At 69.7% G+C, this 20,225-nt stretch carries 19 protein-coding genes; 12 read left to right on the forward strand and 7 right to left on the reverse strand.

The features are described from left to right. Positions 1-28: 28 nt before the first annotated feature. Complete coding sequence (eif1A, locus tag NO930_RS01630; protein ID WP_256402272.1) at positions 29-319, reverse strand: translation initiation factor eIF-1A; 291 nt, start codon at positions 317-319, stop codon at positions 29-31. A 150-nt stretch (positions 320-469) separates the two neighbouring features. Here eif1A and NO930_RS01635 point away from each other — a divergent pair, with 150 nt between their 5' ends. The 5 genes from NO930_RS01635 to NO930_RS01655 all read left to right on the forward strand — a co-directional run bounded on the left by NO930_RS01635 (position 470) and on the right by NO930_RS01655 (position 4,257). Further along, complete coding sequence (locus tag NO930_RS01635) at positions 470-715, forward strand: DUF8151 family protein (protein WP_137784663.1); 246 nt, start codon at positions 470-472, stop codon at positions 713-715. Positions 716-774: 59 nt separating this feature from the next. Further along, complete coding sequence (locus tag NO930_RS01640; RefSeq protein WP_137784664.1) at positions 775-1,368, forward strand: class I SAM-dependent methyltransferase; 594 nt, start codon at positions 775-777, stop codon at positions 1,366-1,368. A gap of 20 nt (positions 1,369-1,388) precedes the next feature. Next, positions 1,389-2,267 (forward strand): alpha/beta fold hydrolase, encoded by an 879-nt coding sequence (locus NO930_RS01645; RefSeq protein WP_256402273.1) that lies wholly within the window; start codon positions 1,389-1,391, stop codon positions 2,265-2,267. Positions 2,268-2,436: 169 nt separating this feature from the next. After that, entirely contained in the window at positions 2,437-2,760 is a 324-nt protein-coding gene (locus NO930_RS01650; protein WP_137783803.1) for a BolA family protein, read from the forward strand. A gap of 87 nt (positions 2,761-2,847) precedes the next feature. Further along, the gene (locus tag NO930_RS01655) at positions 2,848-4,257 is read left to right on the forward strand and encodes a class II fumarate hydratase (RefSeq protein ID WP_137783802.1); all 1,410 of its coding nucleotides are present in this window, start codon (positions 2,848-2,850) and stop codon (positions 4,255-4,257) included. Positions 4,258-4,335: 78 nt separating this feature from the next. Here NO930_RS01655 and NO930_RS01660 read toward each other — a convergent pair whose 3' ends face one another. After that, positions 4,336-5,664, reverse strand: coding sequence for a cytochrome P450 (locus tag NO930_RS01660; RefSeq protein ID WP_137783801.1), 1,329 nt, complete (start codon positions 5,662-5,664; stop codon positions 4,336-4,338). A gap of 227 nt (positions 5,665-5,891) precedes the next feature. Between NO930_RS01660 and sucC the strand changes: the two genes are divergently transcribed. The 5 genes from sucC to NO930_RS01685 all read left to right on the forward strand — a co-directional run bounded on the left by sucC (position 5,892) and on the right by NO930_RS01685 (position 12,351). Next, positions 5,892-7,037, forward strand: coding sequence for an ADP-forming succinate--CoA ligase subunit beta (gene sucC, locus NO930_RS01665; RefSeq protein WP_256402274.1), 1,146 nt, complete (start codon positions 5,892-5,894; stop codon positions 7,035-7,037). Then, positions 7,034-7,903, forward strand: a complete 870-nt coding sequence (gene sucD, locus NO930_RS01670) for a succinate--CoA ligase subunit alpha (RefSeq protein WP_137783688.1) — start codon at positions 7,034-7,036, stop codon at positions 7,901-7,903. The genes sucC and sucD overlap by 4 nt, the downstream gene beginning before the upstream one ends. A 99-nt stretch (positions 7,904-8,002) precedes the next feature. Then, entirely contained in the window at positions 8,003-10,501 is a 2,499-nt protein-coding gene (locus tag NO930_RS01675; protein WP_425601436.1) for a GAF domain-containing sensor histidine kinase, read from the forward strand. 186 nt (positions 10,502-10,687) lie between these two features. Continuing rightward, on the forward strand, positions 10,688-10,996 hold the full coding sequence (locus NO930_RS01680; RefSeq protein ID WP_137784094.1) for a helix-turn-helix domain-containing protein: 309 nt from the start codon (positions 10,688-10,690) through the stop codon (positions 10,994-10,996). A gap of 53 nt (positions 10,997-11,049) precedes the next feature. Beyond that, a complete protein-coding gene (locus NO930_RS01685; RefSeq protein ID WP_256402275.1) occupies positions 11,050-12,351 on the forward strand; it encodes a tRNA (N(6)-L-threonylcarbamoyladenosine(37)-C(2))-methylthiotransferase in 1,302 nt (433 codons plus the stop codon). 20 nt (positions 12,352-12,371) lie between these two features. Here NO930_RS01685 and NO930_RS01690 read toward each other — a convergent pair whose 3' ends face one another. Next, positions 12,372-14,402 carry a MutS-related protein gene (locus tag NO930_RS01690; protein ID WP_256402276.1) on the reverse strand — a complete coding sequence of 677 codons (2,031 nt, stop codon included), beginning with the start codon at positions 14,400-14,402 and terminating at the stop codon, positions 12,372-12,374. A 150-nt stretch (positions 14,403-14,552) separates the two neighbouring features. Between NO930_RS01690 and larE the strand changes: the two genes are divergently transcribed. Next, entirely contained in the window at positions 14,553-15,506 is a 954-nt protein-coding gene (gene larE / locus NO930_RS01695) for an ATP-dependent sacrificial sulfur transferase LarE (RefSeq protein WP_256402277.1), read from the forward strand. 87 nt (positions 15,507-15,593) lie between these two features. Continuing rightward, positions 15,594-15,797, forward strand: a complete 204-nt coding sequence (locus NO930_RS01700) for a hypothetical protein (protein ID WP_137783366.1) — start codon at positions 15,594-15,596, stop codon at positions 15,795-15,797. A 37-nt stretch (positions 15,798-15,834) separates the two neighbouring features. Here the strand turns inward: NO930_RS01700 and NO930_RS01705 are convergent, their stop codons facing one another. The 4 genes from NO930_RS01705 to NO930_RS01720 form a co-directional block, all read right to left on the reverse strand. After that, entirely contained in the window at positions 15,835-16,221 is a 387-nt protein-coding gene (locus NO930_RS01705; RefSeq protein WP_137783367.1) for a DUF7126 family protein, read from the reverse strand. Next, positions 16,221-17,138 (reverse strand): glutamine-hydrolyzing GMP synthase, encoded by a 918-nt coding sequence (guaA, locus tag NO930_RS01710; protein ID WP_137783368.1) that lies wholly within the window; start codon positions 17,136-17,138, stop codon positions 16,221-16,223. The genes NO930_RS01705 and guaA overlap by 1 nt, the downstream gene beginning before the upstream one ends. Continuing rightward, positions 17,139-18,794 (reverse strand): CTP synthase, encoded by a 1,656-nt coding sequence (pyrG, locus tag NO930_RS01715; protein WP_256402278.1) that lies wholly within the window; start codon positions 18,792-18,794, stop codon positions 17,139-17,141. A gap of 88 nt (positions 18,795-18,882) precedes the next feature. Further along, positions 18,883-20,148 carry an outer membrane protein assembly factor BamB family protein gene (locus NO930_RS01720; protein WP_256402279.1) on the reverse strand — a complete coding sequence of 422 codons (1,266 nt, stop codon included), beginning with the start codon at positions 20,146-20,148 and terminating at the stop codon, positions 18,883-18,885. Positions 20,149-20,225 lie beyond the last annotated feature (77 nt).

Raw genomic sequence — 20,225 nt, forward strand, 5'->3', positions numbered from 1 at the left:
CAACTCGCGGCGGCCGCGACGTCGGCGGTCACTGCAGGTGCCCTTCCTCGCGGAGCTGTTCGGCCTCGCTCTTCTCGTAGCGCCACGAGATGTCGGCCTTCTCGTCCTGCCAGTCCCACGGCTCGACGAGCACGATGTCGTCCTCGCGGATCCAGACGCGCTTTTGCATTCTCCCCGGAATGCGCGCGGTCCGTTCCGTGCCGTCCGCACAGCGGACCTTGACGCGGTTCGCGCCGAGCATCTCGACGACCTCCGCGAACACCTCGTCGTCGTCCGGCATCCGGAGGTCGTTCCGACCGTCGCCGTCTCCGTTGCTCATGCGTACGCGGTGATACGCGCTCACGAAAATAAAAGGGCCGCTCTCCGTCGCCGATACCGGGGCGTTCCCCTCCCAGCGGCGGCGGTCGCGTCTCACCAACCATCCCGTCGGTCCAAAAGAGTCATATCGCGCCGCGGTCGTCGGTCGGGTATGGTCGAAGTACCCGCTGTCGCGGTCGAGATCGCTGAACTCGTCGCCGTCACCCTCGGTGCCGGGGCGGCGGCCGCGGGCGGCGTCGTCCTCGAACAGTTCGGACTGTCGGCGGTCACCGGCGGCGACCTCGTGCTCGGCGCGTGGGGGATCGCGATGGGGCTTCTCGCGCTGTATGTCGGCGTCGTCGGTCTCGGCTACGAGCAGGCGCTCCCCCGGCTGCGTCGGCTCGCGGCCGGCGAGTGAGCCGGCCGCCGACTGCCGCCCCGGAACCAATAAGAGAGACACCCGCGCCATCATCTGGTATGGAACGCTTTCGGAACACCGGACAGCCGGACTGGGACTGGTGGGCCCGCCTCTGGCCGACGCCGGCGGACACGCTCCGTCGGCTCGGGCTCGAACGGGGCGACCGCACGGTCGAGATCGGCTGCGGTAACGGCTACTTCGCGCTGCCGGCCGCGCGGCTCGTCGACCCCGCGCCGGTGTACGCCGTCGACCTCGACGAGACACTCCTCGACGAACTCGCGGCGCTCGCGGCCGAACAGGAGATAGACGCCGTCGTCCCGATCCGGGGTGACGCCCGCGAACTCGGAGCGCATCTCCCGGAGCCGGTCGACGTCGCGCTGCTCGCTAACGCGTTCCACGGGATCGACGACCGAGACGCCTTCCTCGCCGCCGTGGCCGACGCGCTCGCGCCCGACGGTCGGTTCGTGGTGGTCAACTGGCGGACGCTCCCCCGAGCGGAGACGACGGTCGGCGGAGAGCCGCGCGGTCCGCCGACGGACCTCCGGATCGGTCCCGCGGAGACGCGACGCGCCGTCGAGTCGGCGACCGACCTCCGGCTCGCCCGGGAGGTCGACCTCCCGCCGTACCACTACGGGCTCGTCTTCGAGCGGTAGACGAACGCGACTGACCTGCTATGACGACACGCGAACCGACTGCGAGACGACGCGCGGTCTCGACGCGCGAATGCACCCTCCCGGACGAGCGAACGCTCGCGTACGCGGTCGCCGGTGACCCGAACGGAGACCCGCTCGTCGTCCATCACGGGACTCCCGGATCGCGGCTGTTCGCGGCCGTGTGTGGTCCGATCGCGACCGAGGCCGGCGTGCGGCTCGTGGTGCCGGACCGGCCCGGATACGGGAAGTCGTCGCCGCCGCCCCGCGGCTGGTCGCTCGGCGACTGGCAAACCGACGTCCGGGAACTCCTCGCGACCGAGGGGACCACGACCGAGCCTACGGGCGGAGACGCCGCCGACGAGAACGGAGACGCGCGGTCCGCGGGCGTGCCCCACGTCGGGTTCTCCGGCGGGGGGCCGTTCGCGCTCGCGGCCGCGGGACCGGACGACCGCGTCGGACTGGTGTCCACCGTCGTCCCGCCGGCGGAGACCGGTCTCGCCCGGCTCGCCGCGGTCCCGTTCGCGGTGCGGCTTCTGTTCCGGCTCTCGAAGCCGCTGGCGCGCGTTCGCGGCTCCGAGGCGGTGATCGCCCAGTACACGGACCGGGAGGTGCCCGCGGCCGTCGCCGACGCGGTCGCCGCCGACTTCCACGAGGCGCTCCGGCAGGGCGCGACGGCCGTCGCCCGCGAGGCCCGGTGGTTCGGCGAGGTGTCGATCGGCCGGCCGCCCCGCCGGGCGACCGTGCGGGCGTGGCACGGAACCGACGACGACAACGCCCCGATCGAACCGGTCAGAGAGCATCTCGACGGGGGTGACGGTCGCCTGACCTCGGTCGAGAGCGACCATCTCGGGACCCTCCTCGACCGTCAGCGGGAGGTGTTCGAGTGGGCGATCGGCTGATCGGAACTCGGCTGACATCGGGGCGACCGATCGGCTGGCCGGAGTGGCTGACTGGCGGTCCGGCGCGATCGGCCGGCTGGCCGGAGTGGCCGATCGGCGGGCGCGTCCGGCGACGACCGCCCCCGTACCCATGCGGTCGCTTTTTGCCCGCCGGGGACCGAGACGGACCATGACCATCGATCCGGCAGCGGTCGAAGACCTCATCGAGTCGAACGTCGCGGACGCCGTCGCTCGCGTGACGAACCCGCGGATTCACGACGACGAGGACGAAGACGCGCACTTCGCTGCCCTCGTCGTCTCGCCCGCCTTCGAGGGCGAGTCGCTCGTCGACCAGCACCAGCGCGTGTACGACGCCGTCGGCGACCACATGACGCGCTCGGTCCACGCCTTAGAGATCAAGACGTACACCCCCGACGCCTACGCCGAGCACGGCGACGGGAGCCTCGACGCCGACCTCCGCGACGCGGGGCTGCTCCCGGTCGACGAGGCCTGAATCGGTCCGTGGTGGCTGCTCTCCCGTGCCGTGAGAACGGTGACCGGTTTCAGTAGCTTTTACCCGGTCTCGCGGGAAGCCGCAGGCATGGGCGAAGACTACCGCACGGAGGAGGACAGCCTCGGCGAGATGCAGGTCCCGGCCGACGCCTACTGGGGCGCACAGACCCAGCGGGCCGTCGAGAACTTCCCGATCTCCGGGATTCCGATGAGCCGACGGTTCATCCGCGGGCTCGGCGTCGTCAAGAAGGCGGCCGCGCAGGCGAACCGCGACCTCGGCCTGCTGGACGAGGACACCGCGGAGGCGATCGTCGCCGCCGCCGACGAGGTGATCGCGGGCGAGCACGACGACCAGTTCCCCGTCGACGTGTTCCAGACCGGCTCCGGCACCTCCTCGAACATGAACGCCAACGAGGTCATCGCCAACCGCGCGGCCGAGATCGCGGGCGCGGAGATCGGCGACCGGGTGGTCCACCCGAACGACCACGTCAACTACGGCCAGTCGTCGAACGACGTGATCCCGACGGCGATGCACGTCGCCTCGCTCGAAGCCGTCGAGAAGGACCTGGTGCCCGCCCTCGAAACGCTCCACGCCGAGCTCGAGGCCAAGGAAGCCGCGTTCGACGGCGTGGTCAAGACCGGCCGCACGCACCTCCAGGACGCCACGCCGATCCGGCTCGGCCAGGAGTTCGGCGGCTACCGCACGCAGGTCGCGAAGGGGATAGAGCGCGCCGAAGCCGTGCAGTCGAACCTGCGAGAGCTCGCGCTGGGCGGCACCGCCGTCGGCACCGGGCTCAACACCCACCCCGAGTTCCCCGGGCTCGCCGCGGAGTACATCTCCGAGGAGACGGGGACGACGTTCCGCGAGGCCGAGAACCACTTCGAGGCGCAGGCGGCCCACGACGCGATGGCGGAGGCACACGGCGCGCTCCGCACGATCGCCGGGAGCATGAACAAGATGGCGAACGACCTCCGGCTGCTCGCGTCCGGCCCGCGAAACGGCCTCGGCGAGGTCGAACAGCCGGAGAACCAGCCCGGCTCGTCGATCATGCCCGGCAAGATCAATCCGGTCGTCGCCGAGTCGGTCAACCAGGTCCACAAGCAGGTGGTCGGTAACGACGCCGCGATCTCGGCCGGCGCGGCCCGCGGCGAGATCGATCTCAACCTCTACAAGCCGGTGATCGCACACAACTTCCTCGAATCCGCCCAGCTGCTCTCGAACGCCGCGGCGACGTTCGGCGAGCGGTTCGTCGCGAAGCTGGAGGCGAACGAGGAGCACTGCGAGACCCGCGTCGAGCAGTCGATGGCGCTCGCGACCGCGCTCAACCCCGCCATCGGCTACGACAAGGCCTCGAAGGTGGCGAAGACCGCGCTGAAAGAGGGAAAGAGCGTCCGCGAGGCCGCCGTCGACGCCGGCTACCTCACCGAGGAGGAGGCGGACGACGTGCTCGACCCCGAGGCGATGACCCACCGCGTCATCCTCGGCGACGACGACTGAACTGAGCGAACGGACGAGACGGCCCTCCGCGAGCCCCACCGATTCGGGCGTGGATCAGAGGCGGGAGGGCGACGCTCGCTACCGCCGGCCGACTCGCAGTTTCACCGGCCCGTCCGGACGAAGCGTGATCGACGGCGACAGCGACAGTTCGTCCGTCACGGCCTCGAACTCCCAGTCCCGCGCGATCGTGGCGAGCGCCAGTCGCATCTCCTGTTTAGCGAAGTTCTCGCCGATGCAGCGCCGAGGCCCGCCGCCGAAGGGGAAGTACGCGAACCGCGGGAGCGACTCGCGGAACGCCTCATCCCACCGCTCCGGACGGAACGCCTCGGGCTCCTCGTAGAACCGGGGATCGCGGTGGAGCACCCACTGCGGCGCCGTCACGACGGCCCCCTCGTCGAGTTCGTAGCCGCCGATCTCGACCGGCTCGGTGGCCTCTCGTATCACGCTCTGCACCGGCGGATACACGCGCATCCCCTCCCTGAGCGTCCGCTTCGTGTACGACAGCTCCTCTGTGACGTCCGTCGACAGCCGACCGCGACCCGCCTCCTCGTCGAGTTCGGCACCGAGTCGGTCCGCCCGCTCCGGGTTCGTGGCCAGCAGGTGGAGAGTGTACGTCAGCGCGAGCGCGGTGGTCTCGTGGCCCGCTAAAAGCAGCGTCACGACCTCGTCTCGTATCTGCTCGTCGTCGAGGTCCTCCGCGTGTTCTTTCGCCCGCAGGAGCCGCGAGACCACGTCGTCTCCGCTCCCGTCGTGCGACTCGACGATCTCCGTCGCGATCTCGTACAGCGTCGCGAGCGCGCGCTTGTACCGTCGGTTGCCGGGCGTCGGGACGCTATCGGGTATCTCGATCGGTCGTTCGAGCCGCTTTTCCGACCGGTCCATCACCGCTTCGAGGGCGTCGGAGATGTTGGCCTCGTACTGTCGAATGTCGGCGTCGAAAAGCGTCTTCGCCGCGATCTCGACGGTGAGTTGCATCATGTCCGCGTGGACGTCTCGGACGGTGTCGTCGCGCCAGCCGTCCAGCAGCCGTTCCGTGTGTTCGACGATCACCGGTGCGTACTCCGCGAGCGCCTCTGGGTGGAAGGCCGGCTCCATCCGGTGACGCTGCTTCCGCCAGAACTCGCCTTCGCTTATCAACAGGCCGTTGCCGATGACGGGGTCCAGAATCCGCCGGTACTCCTCGCCCTTGTCGAACCTGTCGTTTTCGTGGACGAGCACCCGCTCGACGAGTTCGGGGTCGCTCAACTGGTAGAACTCCCTGCCGCCGAGCGCGTAGCGTGCGATCGGTCCGTACTCGCGCGCGACCTCCTCGTAGAACGACAGTGGATCCGATGCGAACTGGTAGGCGTTTCCCACCACCGGTAGGCCCGACGGTCCCGGCGGCTCTCCACTTCGTCCCGTTCCCATACGTTCGTGCACGGGGCGTACAGTATACGTCTTTCCCCGTCCGAGGGGTCTCCGTTCGGGGGTGGATTCGTCCCGAGTTGGTCGCCGAGCCCCGCCGGTCGACCGACGCCCCCACCGTCAACCGACTGTCGAGCCCCGACGTCAGCCGACTCCAAACCCCGACGTCAGCCGGCCGTTCGAGTCGGATCGGAACCATTTAAGCCGCCGTCGGTACCGATCCCAAACGGATGAAACTTCACGAACATCAAGCGAAGACTATCTTCGCGGACGCCGGGATCCCGGTGCCGGACTCCCGGCTCGCGACGACCGTCGAGGAGGCGCTCGACGCCGTCGACGAGATCGGCTATCCGGCCGCGATCAAGGCGCAGGTCCACGTCGGCGGCCGCGGGAAGGCCGGCGGGATCAAGATCGCGACCGATCGAGACGAGGCCGAGCAGTACGCCGACGAGATCCTCGGCATGGACCTGAAGGGATACACCGTCGACTCGGTCCTCGTCGAGGCCGGCGTCGACTTCGTCGACGAACTCTACGTCGGCGTCACCATGGACCGCGGCGAGGGCGAGCCCGTCCTGATGGTCTCGACCGAGGGCGGCGTGGACATCGAGGAAGTCGCGGCGGAGAACCCCGACGCGATCGCCCGCGAGCACGTCGATCCCGCGTTCGGGCTCCACCCGTACCAGGCCCGAAAGGTCGTCTACGAGGCGGGCGTCGACGGCGACGTGGCGCTCGACGTGGCGTCTATCCTCTCGACGCTGTACGACCTCTACGAGGAGAACGACGCCTCGGAGATCGAGGTCAACCCCGTCATGATCACGGGCGACCGCGACGTGGTCGCCGCCGACGCGGTCATGAACATCGACGAGGACGCGCTGTTCCGCCAGCCCGATCTGGCCGAACTCGCCGAGGAGTCTTACGAGGACGACTTAGAGCGCAAGGCCGGCGAGTACGGCTTCGACTACGTCCGCCTGTCGGGCAACGTCGGTATCATCGGCAACGGGGCCGGCCTCGTGATGACGACGCTCGATCTGGTCGACTACTACGGCGGCTCGCCCGCGAACTTCCTCGACATCGGCGGCGGCGCGAAGGCAGAGCGCGTCACGCAGGCGCTCGACATGGTCTTCTCCGACGACAACGTCGACGCCGTCGTGTTCAACATCTTCGGCGGGATCACCCGCGGCGACGAGGTCGCCAAAGGGATCAACGAGGCCTTAGAGCAGTTCGACGAGATCCCGAAGAAGGTGGTCGTCCGGCTCGCCGGCACGAACGCCGCGGAGGGGATGGAGATCCTGAACACGGACCTCGTCGAGGTCGAGGAGACGCTGGAGGACGCCGTCCAGCGTGCGGTGCAGAACGCGGAGGAGGTGACCCAATGAGCATTTTCGTCGACGACGACACCAGAGTGGTCGTGCAGGGAATCACCGGTGGGGAAGGGAAGTTCCACGCCGGCCAGATGATCGAGTACGGCACCAACGTCGTCGCAGGCGCGGTGCCCGGCAAGGGCGGCCAAGAGGTCGACGGCGTCCCCGTCTACGACACGGTCGACGAGGCCGTCGAGGCCGAAGACGCGGACGCGTCCGTCATCTTCGTGCCGCCGGCGTTCGCGGGCGACGCCATCTTCGAGTCACTCGACACGGACCTCGATCTCGCGGTCGCGATCACCGAGGGGATCCCGACGCAGGACATGGCGAAGGTGAACAAGCGCCTGAGCGAGGTCGACACCCGCCTCATCGGACCGAACTGTCCCGGCATCATCACGCCGGGCGAGGCGAAGCTCGGCATCCTCCCCGGCAATATCTTCAGCGAGGGGCGCGTCGGGCTCGTCTCCCGGTCCGGCACGCTGACCTATCAGGTAGTCGATAACCTCACCGAGCGCGGGCTCGGCCAGTCGACCGCGATCGGCATCGGCGGCGACCCGATCATCGGTACCTCCTTCATCGACGCGCTCGACGCGTTCGAGGCCGATCCGGAGACCGACGCGGTCGTGATGTGCGGCGAGATCGGCGGCGAGGACGAAGAGCAGGCCGCGAAGTTCATCGGCGAGCACATGGACACGCCGGTCGCCGGCTTCATCGCCGGCCGCACCGCGCCGCCGGGCAAGCGGATGGGCCACGCGGGCGCTATCGTCTCCGGCTCCGGGACGGGCACGGCCCAGTCGAAGATCGACGCGCTCAACGACGCGGGCGTCCCCGTCGGCGACACCCCGGAGGAAGTCGCGGACCACGTCGAGGACTTCCTGTAGCGCGCGCCGTCGGCCGGTCGACACGTCCGCTTTCCGACCGATTCTCAATACTGGTCTTCGGGGCGAAAAATAAAACAGCACGTGGCGTCTGCAGATCCCATGGACCCCGGATCCGGCGACACTCCTGACGGACCGAGCGGTGGTTCCGGGACCGTCCCGAACCGGGACGACGCGGACCGAGGCCGCGACACGCAGACGCGGGAGGGCCCCCGGATGCGGATCCTCATCGTCGACGACGAGCCCGGTGCCGCCGACCTCGCCGCCGTCCACGTTGACCGGCTCGTCGACGGCGCGGAGACCGTCACTCGCACGGACCCGGAAGCGGCGCTGGCCGTCGTGCGTGACGAGTGCGTCGACTGCGTCGTCAGCGACTACAACATGCCGGGACTGGACGGACTCGAACTGCTGGAGGCCGTCCGGTCGATCGATTCCGACCTCCCGTTCGTGCTCTTCACCGGCAGGGGATCAGAGGAGATCGCGAGCGAGGCGATCTCCGCCGGCGTCACGGATTACCTCCAGAAGGGAATCGGACGCGACCGGTACGAGGTGCTCGCGAACAGCGTCGAGAACGCGCTCGACCGCCGCCGCGCCGAACGAGACCTCCGAGAGGTGAACGCGAAGGTCACGGCGATACACGGGTTCGCGAGCGACCTCGCGTCGGCCCGCGACACGGACGAGGTGTTCGAGCGGGTCGTCGACGCGGTCGAGGAGATCCTCAACTTCGACCGCTGCGTCACGGCTCGTCTGGAGGGGGATCGGCTCTGCCACGTCGCGCGCTCAGAACGCGCCGATCCGGCGTCGGCCGCGGCGTTCGACCCCGCAGCGGGCGTTCCGCCGGGGGTCACAGACGGGAGCGTGGAGACACCGGGGGACGTCGACGGCGTCGAGACGTGGACCGACGCCGAGGGGCGATCGGTGATTCGGGTTCCGATCGGGTCAGACGGCGTGTTTTACGCGGTCGCGGCGGACGGCGAGGCCTTCGACGCTCGCGACGTCGAGTTCGCCGAACTGGTGGCTGCACACGCGGCCGACGCCATCGAGCAGATCGAGACGGAAGACGCGCTCCGAGGCGAACGCGACAGGCTGAGCGCGCTCTTCGACGACCTCCCGCTGCCGGCCGCGCGGACGGCGAGCCGAGACGGTGACGGTCGGCGGCTGGAGGCCACGAACGACGCGTTCGAGGCGACGTTCGGTTACGCCGCGAGCGACCGCGGCTATCGGGAGATCCGCGATGCGATCGTCACGGACGACGCAGACGGGGTCGATCTGGCCGGCGTCGCGGACGGCGGGACCGACTCGCGAGTCGAGGTCCGCCGCCGCACGAGCGAGGGGGTTCGGGACTTCATCTTGCACGCAATCCCCGTCGAGTGTCCGGAGGAGACCGTCGTCTACACCGTCTACGCGGACATCGGCGAGCAAAAGCGGGTCGAACGGATCCTCCGGAAGCTCCACGAGACGACCCGAACGATGCTCCGCGGTGACGACTGCGAGGCGATAGCGGAGATCGCCACGCGCGCGGCGATCGACATCCTCGAGTTTCCGAGCAGCGGTGTCCGGCTGTACGACGCCGACCGAGACGCCCTGTTGCCGACGGCGCTCAGCGAGGAGGCGCGGGCGGCGCTCGGAGACCGCCCCGCGTTCGGACCGGGCGACGGGATCGTCTGGGAGGCGTTCGAGCGGGGCGAACCGATCGCCGTCGACGACCTCGACGCGACGGAGACCGTCATCGAGTACGGCGACCTCCGAAGCACTCTCGTCGTCCCCCTCGGCGACCACGGCGTGATGCCGCTCGGCTCCGACGAGCCGGGGTTTTTCGACGACACGGCGGTCCAGTTGGCGCGCGTCTTGGGAGCGAACGTCACGGTCGCGCTGGATCGAGCCGAGCGGACGAGACAGCTCAGAGAGCGCGACGACGACCTGAAACGGGAGGTCGAACGCCTCGAGAAGTTCGCCGGCCTCGTCTCCCACGACCTCCGGAACCCCCTCAACGTCGCTACCGGGCGAGTCGAGCTCGCTCGGGATCACGCCGCCGACGCCGACGCGCTCGCGAACCTCGATAAGGCCGCGGACGCGCACGACCGAATAGAGGAGCTCATCGACGACCTCCTGGCGCTGGCGCGACAGGGACGGACCGTCGACGACCCCGAGCCGGTCTCGTTGGCCGCGGCCGCCGAGCGCGCGTGGCGCACCGTCGACACCGAGCGGGCGACGCTCGACGTGCGCGACGACGGCGCCGCGGTCGAGGCCGACCCGGAGCGCCTGCGGACGCTGTTCGAGAACCTGTTTACGAACAGCGTCGAACACGGACTCGGACGCGGCGACGACGCCTCGGACGCGGCGGGACGGAACGGCTCGGGCGGAATCGACCGCCTCTCCGTCGCCGTGGGATCGCTCCCGGACGGGTTCTACGTCGCGGACGACGGTGCCGGCTTCGACATCGACCCGGAGGCGGCGGTCGAGTACGGCACGTCCGACGACCCGGAGGGGACTGGCTTCGGGCTCGCGATCGTCCGCGAGATAGCGGCGGCTCACGGATGGGAGTTCGCGATCGCCGAGGCCGGCTCCGGCGCGCGCTTCGAGTTTCTGACCGGCGGATAGCCGTTCGGCGTCGGGCCGGCGGACGGCCGTTCGCCGTTCAGACCGGCAGACGACCGTTCGCCGTCCGGATCGGTGCGGCCGTTCCCGCCGCTCGCGGGCCGCGAACGCGTATAAACGGTTCGTGGACGTGTGGAAGCCGCGCACACCCGGACCACGATTATGCCTGACTCTCCCGTGTGCGTGTACATGGACGAAGGTACCCGCGAACTGCTCTCGCCGCTCCCGCCGAGCGCCAAGCTCGTCTACTACGTCCTCGAAGCAGAGGGCCGCTTCGACCAGACGGGGCTCGCGGAGGAGACTCGTCTCTCGACGCGCACGGTCCGGTTCGCGGTCGAGAAGCTGATCGACGTCGGCCTCGTCGAGGAGGGGTTCTGTCCCACGGACGCCCGCCGGTCGGTGTACGAGGCGGTCGACGCGACCGAGGCGAGCGACCCGGGATCCGCGGGCGACCCCGACGTGGAGGCCCCGACGCCGACCGCGGTCGCCGAGGACTGACGGCCGCCAATCCGTCGCGTTTTTGCCTTCGGGGCGGGTAGCGTGCGTACTCGATGGCGACGTATCACATCGAAACCTACGGCTGTAGCTCGAACCGAGGCGAGAGCCGAGAGATCGAGCGGGCGCTCCGCGACGGCGGCCACCGCCCGGCCGAGAGTCCGAAAGACGCCGACGTCGCCATCCTCAACACCTGTACGGTCGTCGAGAAGACGGAGCGGAACATGCTGGCACGCGCCGAGGAGCTGGCCGAGGAGACCGCGGACCTCGTCGTCACCGGCTGTATGGCGCTCGCGCAGGGCGACCTGTTCGAGGCGGCCGGTATCGACGCGGAGATCCTCCACTGGGACGAGGTCCCGTCGTACGCGCTCAACGGCGAGTGCCCGACGACCACGCCCGACGCAGATCCCGTCTTAGACGGCGTCGTCGGCATCCTCCCCATCGCGCGCGGCTGCATGAGCAACTGCTCGTACTGCATCACGAAGTTCGCGACCGGCCGCGTCGACTCGCCGCCTATCGAGGAAAACGTCGAGAAGGCCCGGGCGCTGGTCCACGCCGGCGCGCGCGAGATCCGCGTCACGGGACAGGACACGGGCGTCTACGGCTGGGACACGGGCGACCGGAAGCTCCCCGAGCTGCTCGACCGGATCTGCGACATCGACGGCGAGTTCCGGGTGCGGCTCGGGATGGCCAACCCCGGCGGGATACACGGGATCCACGAGGAGCTCGCGGACGTGTTCGCTGACAACCCGAAGCTGTACGACTTCATCCACGCGCCCGTCCAGTCCGGCTCCGACGACGTGCTCGAAGACATGCGCCGGCAACACCGCGTCGACAAGTTCCGCGAGGTCGTCGCGGCGTTCGACGACCGGCTCGACCACTGGACGCTCTCGACCGACTTCATCGTCGGCTTCCCGACGGAGAGCGAGGCCGACCACGAGCGCTCGATGGACCTGCTCGCGGAGGTCCGCCCCGAGAAAATCAACGTCACCCGCTTCTCGAAGCGCCCCGGCACCGACGCCGCGGAGATGAAGGGGCTCGGCGGCACGGTGAAAAAGGAGCGCTCGAAGGCGATGTCGGAGCTGAAGATGACGGTCGTCGGCGAGGCGTACGAGTCGATGGTCGGCGACGAGTTCGAGGTGCTCGTCGTCGAGGAGGGGACCGGCGACTCGGTGAAATGCCGCGACGGCGCCTACCGGCAGATAATCGTCCAGAACGCGACGGAGCGCGGCGTCGCGGTCGGCGACGTCCTCGACGTGACCGTGACCGGGCACAACACGGTGTACGCGTTCGGTGAGCCCGTCGACGACGGCCGCCCCGCGGACGACGCGACGGAGTCGACCCGGACGACGGCGTAGCTCGCTTCCGTTCCCGTCGATCAGAACTTCTCTAAGAGGTCGTCGTAGAACTCCCCACCGCGGTCGCCGGCGAGCTTCTCGACGATGAGCTCCGGCGTCGAGCGCGCGAGGTGCCCCTTCTTCGGCGAGCGATTCACCCGGAGTTCGCCGTCGACGAGCCCGGCCGCCTCGATCCCGTCGACGGCGACTGCGAAGTCGGCGGCGTCGCGGATCTCGCGGGCCAAGTGCGAGACGAACACCGCGGTCGCGTTTTGGTCGTCGAGCGCCTCCAGAATGCCGGCGATGATCTTCGCGGACGCCCCCGGCTCCGTGATCGACTCCAGCTCGTCGACTAGGACGAGCCGTCCGTCCGCGCCCTCGACGAGGTCGCCGAAGTCCCGGAGCGTGGCCTCGAACGCGCCGGCGTCGAGGGTGCCCTGCGATTTGGCGTAGTAGTGGACCTCTTCGAACCGCTCGACGGTCGCGGACTCGGCGGGGACGGGCAGCCCCATCTGCGCGAGCACGACGACGAGCGCGACCAGATCGAGGGTGGAGGTCTTCCCGCCGGAGTTGACCCCGGACAGGAGCGTCGCGCCCGAGACCCCGTAGTCGATCGGCTCGACGTCGTCGAACGCGACGTCGAGAAGCGGTGAGCGCCCGCCCTCGATCCGGAAGCCGCCGTCCACCGGTCCGTCCGAACCGCCTTCCGCGCTCGGGTCGACGACCTCGGGCATCACGCAGTCGAAGTCGCGGGCGAACCGCGAGATCGCGAGTTCCACGTCCAGTTCGAGGGCGTCGCGCACCAGCGCCTCGACCGGCTCGCGGAGGTCGCCGAGGTCGTCCGCGAGGTCGGCTTTCAGACGAGCGGCCCGCCGGTCGCGAGCGGCTGCGAGTTCGGTTCGGAGCCGCGAGACCGCTTCCTCGTCGTGTTCGACCGGGAACGACGGGTCGCCGTCGAAGATCGGATCGGCGAGCTCCGCCTCCTCGGGCGCTAACCGGAGGGTGTCCGCGAGGTGCTCGCGGGCGGCGGCTATCGCCTCGTCGTACTCGTCGGCCAGCTCGCGGTCCAGAAGGGAATCGACGCGCGCGCCCTGTTCGACGAGCGAGAGGAAGTCGGTTCCCTCGATGGTCACGTCGCGCTCGCGGATCGCCTCGCGCAGCCGGTCGTCGGCGACCGACGCCGCCGTCGAGACCGCGGCATCGAGGTCGTCGACCGCGTCGGAGAGCCGGGCGAGCTCGTCGTCTCCGACTATCGTCCCGTCGTCGTCGAGCCGGGCGAGCGCGTCCCGGAGTCGGTCGAGATCGGCAGCGGGGCCGTCCGGTGTGACGGGATCGCCAGCCGCCGCGGCCGCCTCGTGGACCGCGGCGGCCGCCTCCAGCCGGTCGCGGTTCGTCGCGAAGAAGGCGAGCAGCCGCTCGGGAACCGTCTCTGCGGGGGTCTCCAACGCGTCCGGTCGGACCTTGACGTCGCCCTCGACGTCGAGACCGGCGAACGCCTCGTCTATGACGATCACCGTCGCGTACGACCGCGCGAGCTCGGAGATGTCGCGGGCGTTTTCGACCGTCTCGACCGACAGTTCGGGGACCGCGCGCTCGGCGCGCGCGAGCGTCTCGGCGTCGGCGGTCGCGAGACAGCGATCGCGGACGCGCACGGTCGGCGGGTCCGAGAGCGGTTCGACGCCGGCGAGCGCCTCGCGGACGTCGGGGTCTGGGTCGCGGTCCGTCGCGTCGGCGGCGAGCGACTGCGCCTCCGCGATCCGCGAGGCAGACGCGCTCGGGTAGAACGTCTCCAGCCGCTTCGCGGCGTAGTCGGTGACGGTGCGCTCGCGCAGCAGGTCGATCGCCGAGCGGTACACCTCGCGGGCGCGGTCGGTCGCGAGCACGCGCCCCGCGTCGTCGTGTCGTCGCCGGATCGCGCCGCGGGCGATCCGGGCCGCCCGGGCCTCGTTGACGCCCGGCGCGCGAGCGATGGCGGCCACGTCGCCGGACTCGACGGTCTCGACGGGGTCGTCGAGCTCCGACAGCGCCGCCGCCGTCTTCGCGCCGACGCCGGGGATCGCCTCCAACTCCATCTACCCGCGGATATCGCGGCAACGCTCTAAAGCATATGGGTCGGGCGGGGCCGGAGCCCGGGCGGCGCGCTCGACGCGCCCCGCCGGGGCCGGTCCGCGTCCGCCTCCGCGGCCGACGCGTTTTTTCCCGCCGCCCGCGAACCGGGGGTCATGAGTCAGCACACCCTCGCCGCCGGCGACGACCTCCCGTCGGAGACGGCGGCGAAGGCGGCGGCCGCCCGCGACGCGCTCGCCGCCCGCGACGGGGTCCTCGTCGCCTTCTCCGGCGGCGTCGACTCCGCGGTCGTCGCGGCGCTCGCTCGCGAGGCCCTCGGCGACGACGCCGTCGCCTGTACCGCCCGAAGCGAGACGCTTCCGGCCGCGGAGCTGGAGGACGCGGAGCGCGTCGCTGGGGAGATCGGTATCCGCCACGAGACGGTGACCTTCTCCGAGCTCGACGACCCGAACTTCGTCGCCAACGACGGCGATCGGTGTTACCACTGCCGGACGATGCGGCTCGGGCGGATGTACGAGACGGCCAAGGACCTCGGCATCGACACCGTCTGTGACGGCACCAACGCGGACGACCCGGGCGAGGGACACCGCCCCGGGCTGCGAGCGGTCGAGGAGCTGGACGTGTTCTCGCCGCTTCTCGACGCGGACGTCACGAAGGCGGAGGTCAGAGAAATCGCCGACGCGTACGGCCTGTCGGTCGCGGATAAGCCCTCGATGGCCTGTCTCTCCTCGCGGATCCCGACCGGGCTGGAGGTGACCGAGGCGCGGTTGACCCGCGTGGAGAAGGCTGAACGGGTGCTCCGCGAGTGGGGCTTCGAGGGGTTCCGCGTGCGCGACCACGACGGCCTCGCGCGCGTCGAGATCGTGCCCGACGAACTGGAGCGCGCGCTCGATCCCGCCTTCGCCGAGGCCGTCCACGAGCACCTCACCGACGTCGGCTTCGAGTACGTCACCCTCGACATGGCCGGCTACCGGACCGGGAGCGTGAGTCCGGGCGGAAACGCGGACGGTGACGAGGACGTATCGCCCGGCGACGACGAGGAGGACGCAGGCACCGACACCGCGGACGGTTCTGACGACCTCGACGTCGGTCGGACGTACCCGCGCTGAGGATCGGGCGGTCCGCGGACGGGACCCGTTATCACCGGAGAGAACCTGACGCGAACGTTTATACCGGATGTTGGCACAGTTACAGCTATGAGCGAGGCGCAGACGCTCGCGATCATCGCGGGCGGCGTCGGGGGTGCCGTCGGTGCGTTCGTGGGCGTCGCCGTCGGCGGAAGCGCGCTCTCGGTGGCGGTGACGACCAGCGTCGTCGCGCTCCTGATCGGCGTGGGAGTGATAGCGAGCGCGGTGATCGCCGGCGACGTGGAGTTTCTCGCGGACGCGGACGGGGAGTAAGGAGAGAAGCGAAACCGTAAGTGACGACCCCGGCCGGCTACGAGTCGTCTGCGGCCGCGTCGTGCGTCAGTTCCTCGGCGACCATTTCTGCGTCCATGAGCGCCGGGTCGACGGCGAGGTCGGCGACACCGGCGACGAACTCCGGTAGCGACCGCTCGGCGTACGTCACGGCGAGGACGTCGGGGTTGATCTCTTTGGCGATCGGGATGCCGGTCGCCTCCTCGACGTCGGTCAAGACGACGTACGCGGCCTCGCCGATCCCGGCGTCGCGGAGCGTCTCGGCGGTGACGAGCCCCTCGATCCGGCGGACCGTCACGCCGAGGGCGGCCAGCTCGTCACCGAGCCCGTGTGCGTCCGGGCCGGCGACGACGGCGATCCGGTCGCCGTCGCGGCCGCCGTCGGACCGGGCGGGGGTCCCCGCCATCACTCGTACTCGATCGTCGCCGGGGGCTTGTGCGTCACGTCGTAGACGACGCGCGCGACGTTCTCGTTTTCGCCCGTGATCCGGCTCTGGATGCGCTGGAGCGTGCTCCAGTCGATCTCCTGTGCGCGGGCGGTCATCCCGTCTCGGCTCTCCACCGAGCGCACGGCGACGACCCAGCCGTGGACGCGGTTGTCGCCCTTGACTCCCGTGGCCTTCCCGAGAACGGCGGCGAACGCCTGCCACGGGTCGTACTCCTCCAGTTCCTCCTCGACGACGTGGGTCGCCTCGCGGGCGACGGCGGCCTTCTCCGGTGTGACCTCGCCGACGATCCGGACGGCGAGCCCCGGTCCGGGGAACGGCATGCGCTCGGAGATTATCTCTTCGAGCCCGAGCGCGCGGGCGACCTCGCGTACCTCGTCCTTGTAGAGGTCACGCACCGGCTCGACGATCCCCTCGAAGTCGACGACTTCGGGGAGGCCGCCGACGTTGTGGTGCGATTTGATGTTCCCCTCCGACTCGATGCGGTCGGGGTAGATCGTCCCCTGCACGAGGTAGTCGGCGTCGACGTCGCGCGCGACCGTCTCGAACTCGTCGATGAACCCCTCGCCGATGACGTGGCGTTTCTCCTCCGGGTCGGTGACCCCGTCGAGCCGCTCGAAGAAGCGGTCTTGCGCCTCGATGACCCGCAGCGACTCCATAAAGGAGAACGTGTCGCGGATCTCCGCGGTCTCGCCCTTTCGCATCAGTCCGGTGTCGACGTACACCGGCGTGAGCTGGTCGCCGACCGCCTCGTACGCGAGCGTCGCCGCGACCGACGAGTCGACGCCGCCCGACAGGGCGATCACGGCGTTCGCGTCGCCGATCGCCTCTCGGATCTCCGCTTTCGCCTCCGCGATGAACTCCTCCGTCTCGACCATCTATAGCCTCACGTCCGCGTTCCGCTCTGTTGTGTCCGTCGATCCCAGCGCGGCCTCGACGAGGGAGACGAACGGCGGGCTCGCGCGGTCCGGCCGCGACCGGAACTCGGGGTGCGCCTGCGTCCCGAAGAAGAACGGGTGGTCGTCACGCTCGACGATCTCCATCCGGTTGTCGGCGCGCCCGGAGAAGACGAGTCCCTCGGTCTCCAGGTCGTCGATGTACTCGGGGTTCACCTCGTACCGGTGGCGGTGGCGCTCGGTACAGGAGTCCGCGTCGTACACTCGCGCCGCGAGCGTGTCGGGCTCGATGGCGGTCTCGTGTGCGCCGAGCCGCATCGTCCCGCCCATGTCCTCCGTCTCGTACTGCTCGGGGAGCAGATCGATGACCGGGTGCGGGGTGTCGGGGTCGATCTCCGCGGAGTGTGCGCCCTCCAGCCCGAGCACGTTGCGCGCGTGCTCGACGACCGCCATCTGAAAGCCCAAACAGAGCCCGAGGAAGGGCACGTCGTTTTCGCGGGCGTACCGGACGGCCTCGATCTTCCCGTCCGTGCCGCGGGAGCCGAAGCCGCCGGGGACGACGACGGCGTCCGCGCTCGCGAGCCGCTTTTCGTGTTCCGCCCGCGTCTCGTCGGCGTCGACCCACAGCACGTTCACCTCCGTCTCCGTCTGGATACCGGCGTGTTTCAGCGCCTCGTGGATGGACATGTACGCGTCCTCCAAGGCGTACTTGCCGACGAGCGCCACGTCGACCTCGCGGTCGCGGTCGCGGGTGACGAGCTCTCTCCACTCCGTCGAGCGGTCGGCCTTCGGCAGCGCCTCGTCGGCGATGCCGAGCCGCTCCATCACGTACTCGTCTAACCCCTCGTCTTCGACCATCAGCGGGACGTGGTAGATGTCCTCGACGTCGGGGTTCGAGAAGACAGCGGCGGTGGGCACGTCACAGAACAGGGCGATCTTCTCTTTCGTCTCCGGGTCGAGCCGGTCCTCGGAGCGGCCGACCAAGATGTCCGGCTGGAGGCCGATCGAGCGCAGCTCCTTCACCGAGTGCTGTGTCGGCTTCGTCTTCTGCTCGCCGTTCTTCGAGTAGGGAACTAAGGTGACGTGGGTAAAGAGGATGTCCTCGTCGTCCTCCTCGTGGGCGAACTGGCGGAGGGCTTCGAGGAAGGGCATCGACTCGATGTCGCCGACGGTGCCGCCGATCTCGATGAGACAGACGTCGCTCCCCTCGGCTGCCTCGCGGATTCGCCGCTTGATGTCGTCCGTGACGTGCGGGATGATCTGGACGGTCTTGCCGAGGTAGTCGCCGGCGCGCTCGCGCTCGATGACGTGCTGGTAGGTCTTCCCCGTGGTGACGTTGTGGTCGAACGTCATGTCGGTGCCGAGGAAGCGCTCGTAGTTGCCCAGATCGAGGTCGACCTCGCCGCCGTCTTTGAGGACGTACACCTCGCCGTGCTCGTACGGGTTCATCGTCCCGGCGTCGACGTTGAGGTAGGGGTCCACCTTCACCGCGGTGACGTCGAAACCGGCGTTCGCGAGCAGTCGCCCGGTGCTGGCGGCGGTGATCCCCTTACCCAGCCCGGACATGACGCCGCCGGTGACGAACACGAACTTCCGACCCAGAGACGGGTCGTACCCTGTGTCAGGATCCGTTGGCATATCGACCGTCCGTCAGGGCCCGGCAAAACCGTTTCGGACCCTCCGTTTCGGGTGGACGTTCGTGTCGTTTCGGTCCGGCGGCGAGCGCTCAGGCCTCGACGAGCTTGTAGCACATCCCGGCCTCGTCCGAATCCTCTGGCGCGCGTTCCGCGTAGTAGATCCCGTCGTCGGTGACGAGCGGCGCGCTCGTCACTTCGCCGCGCCCCTCGATCGACCACGTGACCGAGCCGTCCTCGCGGTCGAGCGCGTAGAGGTTCGCGTCGTACGAGCCGACGAGGACGTGGTCCGCAGTCGCGACTACGCTCCCGGTGATCCAGCCGCCCGTGGGCGTCGACCACACCTCCTCGCCGGTCGCGAGGTCGATCGCGTAACAGTTGGTGTCGTGGCTGCCGACGTACACCGTGCCGTCGCGGACCGCGGGCGCGCACATGACCATGTCCTCGGTCTCGAACTCCCAGATACGCGAACCGTCCTCGACGTCGACCCCGGTGATCGTCTCCGCCCACGACGGGACGACGGCGACCCCGCGGCTGATCGCTATCGGGGCCTTCGAGTCGCCGCCGGTGTCGTACCGCCACATGCGCTCGCGGTCCGAGAGCGACCACGCGTAACAGTAGCCGTCGTTCGAGCCGAACAGGAACCGATCGCGCTCCACGTCGACCGCGACCGTCGAGTGCGGGTGGTCGGTCGGCCGGCGGTCGCGCCACTCGATCTCGCCGCTCTCGGCGTCCATCACGACGACGCTCCCGCTCGGCGTCGCGTGCTCGACGGCGACGTACAGCTTCCCCTCGTAGTAGGTCGGGCTGGCGGCGGCGGCGTCGCCGACCTCGGTCTGCCAGTCGATCTCGCCGCCGTCGACCGTCACCGCCGAGACGACCCCGTCGTAGGTGCCCACGTACGCCGTTCCATCGGCGATCGCGGGCGTCCCGTGGCTGCCGCGGTCGTCGTCGGAGATCGAGGTCGACCAGTTCGTCTCGCCGGACGGGGAGAGCGACCGGATCCGACCCGTGTCGTCGGCGATGAGGATCGCGCCGCTCGGTGCCCGTATCGGGCTCCCCTTCGAGGCGGTGTGGTCGCCGAGGTTGGTCGGGACGGCCCAGTCGACCTCGACGCTGTCCGGTATCGTCGCGTCGACGGACCCCGAGTTCCGCAGCCCCTGCCGGAACTGCGTCGTGAGTCCGTCTGGCGACTCGGGGCGGCTCGACAGGTCGATCCCGTCGCCGCGCTCGTCGGTCCCGTCGGCGGGGTCGTCGCCGGGCGACGCGGTGTCTCGGAGGGCGCTACAGCCGGCGAGTCCCGCGAGGCCGACGCCGCCGGCGGCGCGGAGCCAGCCGCGGCGCGTGAGTTCGGGCATGGACGGTGATTCGAGGGCGGAGATAAAAATCCACCTCGGTCGCCTCGGAGCGCCGCCGGCGGCGCGGCGTCCCGACC

The organism is Halorubrum salinum (genome assembly GCF_024494575.1).
In the GTDB taxonomy this organism is placed as follows: Archaea; Halobacteriota; Halobacteria; order Halobacteriales; family Haloferacaceae; genus Halorubrum; species Halorubrum salinum.

Bases quoted from the DNA above. Each gene is read 5' to 3' on its own strand.
- eif1A (WP_256402272.1), bottom strand. From the start codon at position 319: ATGAGCAACGGAGACGGCGACGGTCGGAACGACCTCCGGATGCCGGAC.
- NO930_RS01635 (WP_137784663.1), top strand. From the start codon at position 470: ATGGTCGAAGTACCCGCTGTCGCGGTCGAGATCGCTGAACTCGTCGCC.
- NO930_RS01640 (WP_137784664.1), top strand. From the start codon at position 775: ATGGAACGCTTTCGGAACACCGGACAGCCGGACTGGGACTGGTGGGCC.
- NO930_RS01645 (WP_256402273.1), top strand. From the start codon at position 1,389: ATGACGACACGCGAACCGACTGCGAGACGACGCGCGGTCTCGACGCGC.
- NO930_RS01650 (WP_137783803.1), top strand. From the start codon at position 2,437: ATGACCATCGATCCGGCAGCGGTCGAAGACCTCATCGAGTCGAACGTC.
- NO930_RS01655 (WP_137783802.1), top strand. From the start codon at position 2,848: ATGGGCGAAGACTACCGCACGGAGGAGGACAGCCTCGGCGAGATGCAG.
- NO930_RS01660 (WP_137783801.1), bottom strand. From the start codon at position 5,664: ATGGGAACGGGACGAAGTGGAGAGCCGCCGGGACCGTCGGGCCTACCG.
- sucC (WP_256402274.1), top strand. From the start codon at position 5,892: ATGAAACTTCACGAACATCAAGCGAAGACTATCTTCGCGGACGCCGGG.
- sucD (WP_137783688.1), top strand. From the start codon at position 7,034: ATGAGCATTTTCGTCGACGACGACACCAGAGTGGTCGTGCAGGGAATC.
- NO930_RS01675 (WP_425601436.1), top strand. From the start codon at position 8,003: ATGGACCCCGGATCCGGCGACACTCCTGACGGACCGAGCGGTGGTTCC.
- NO930_RS01680 (WP_137784094.1), top strand. From the start codon at position 10,688: ATGGACGAAGGTACCCGCGAACTGCTCTCGCCGCTCCCGCCGAGCGCC.
- NO930_RS01685 (WP_256402275.1), top strand. From the start codon at position 11,050: ATGGCGACGTATCACATCGAAACCTACGGCTGTAGCTCGAACCGAGGC.
- NO930_RS01690 (WP_256402276.1), bottom strand. From the start codon at position 14,402: ATGGAGTTGGAGGCGATCCCCGGCGTCGGCGCGAAGACGGCGGCGGCG.
- larE (WP_256402277.1), top strand. From the start codon at position 14,553: ATGAGTCAGCACACCCTCGCCGCCGGCGACGACCTCCCGTCGGAGACG.
- NO930_RS01700 (WP_137783366.1), top strand. From the start codon at position 15,594: ATGAGCGAGGCGCAGACGCTCGCGATCATCGCGGGCGGCGTCGGGGGT.
- NO930_RS01705 (WP_137783367.1), bottom strand. From the start codon at position 16,221: ATGGCGGGGACCCCCGCCCGGTCCGACGGCGGCCGCGACGGCGACCGG.
- guaA (WP_137783368.1), bottom strand. From the start codon at position 17,138: ATGGTCGAGACGGAGGAGTTCATCGCGGAGGCGAAAGCGGAGATCCGA.
- pyrG (WP_256402278.1), bottom strand. From the start codon at position 18,794: ATGCCAACGGATCCTGACACAGGGTACGACCCGTCTCTGGGTCGGAAG.
- NO930_RS01720 (WP_256402279.1), bottom strand. From the start codon at position 20,148: ATGCCCGAACTCACGCGCCGCGGCTGGCTCCGCGCCGCCGGCGGCGTC.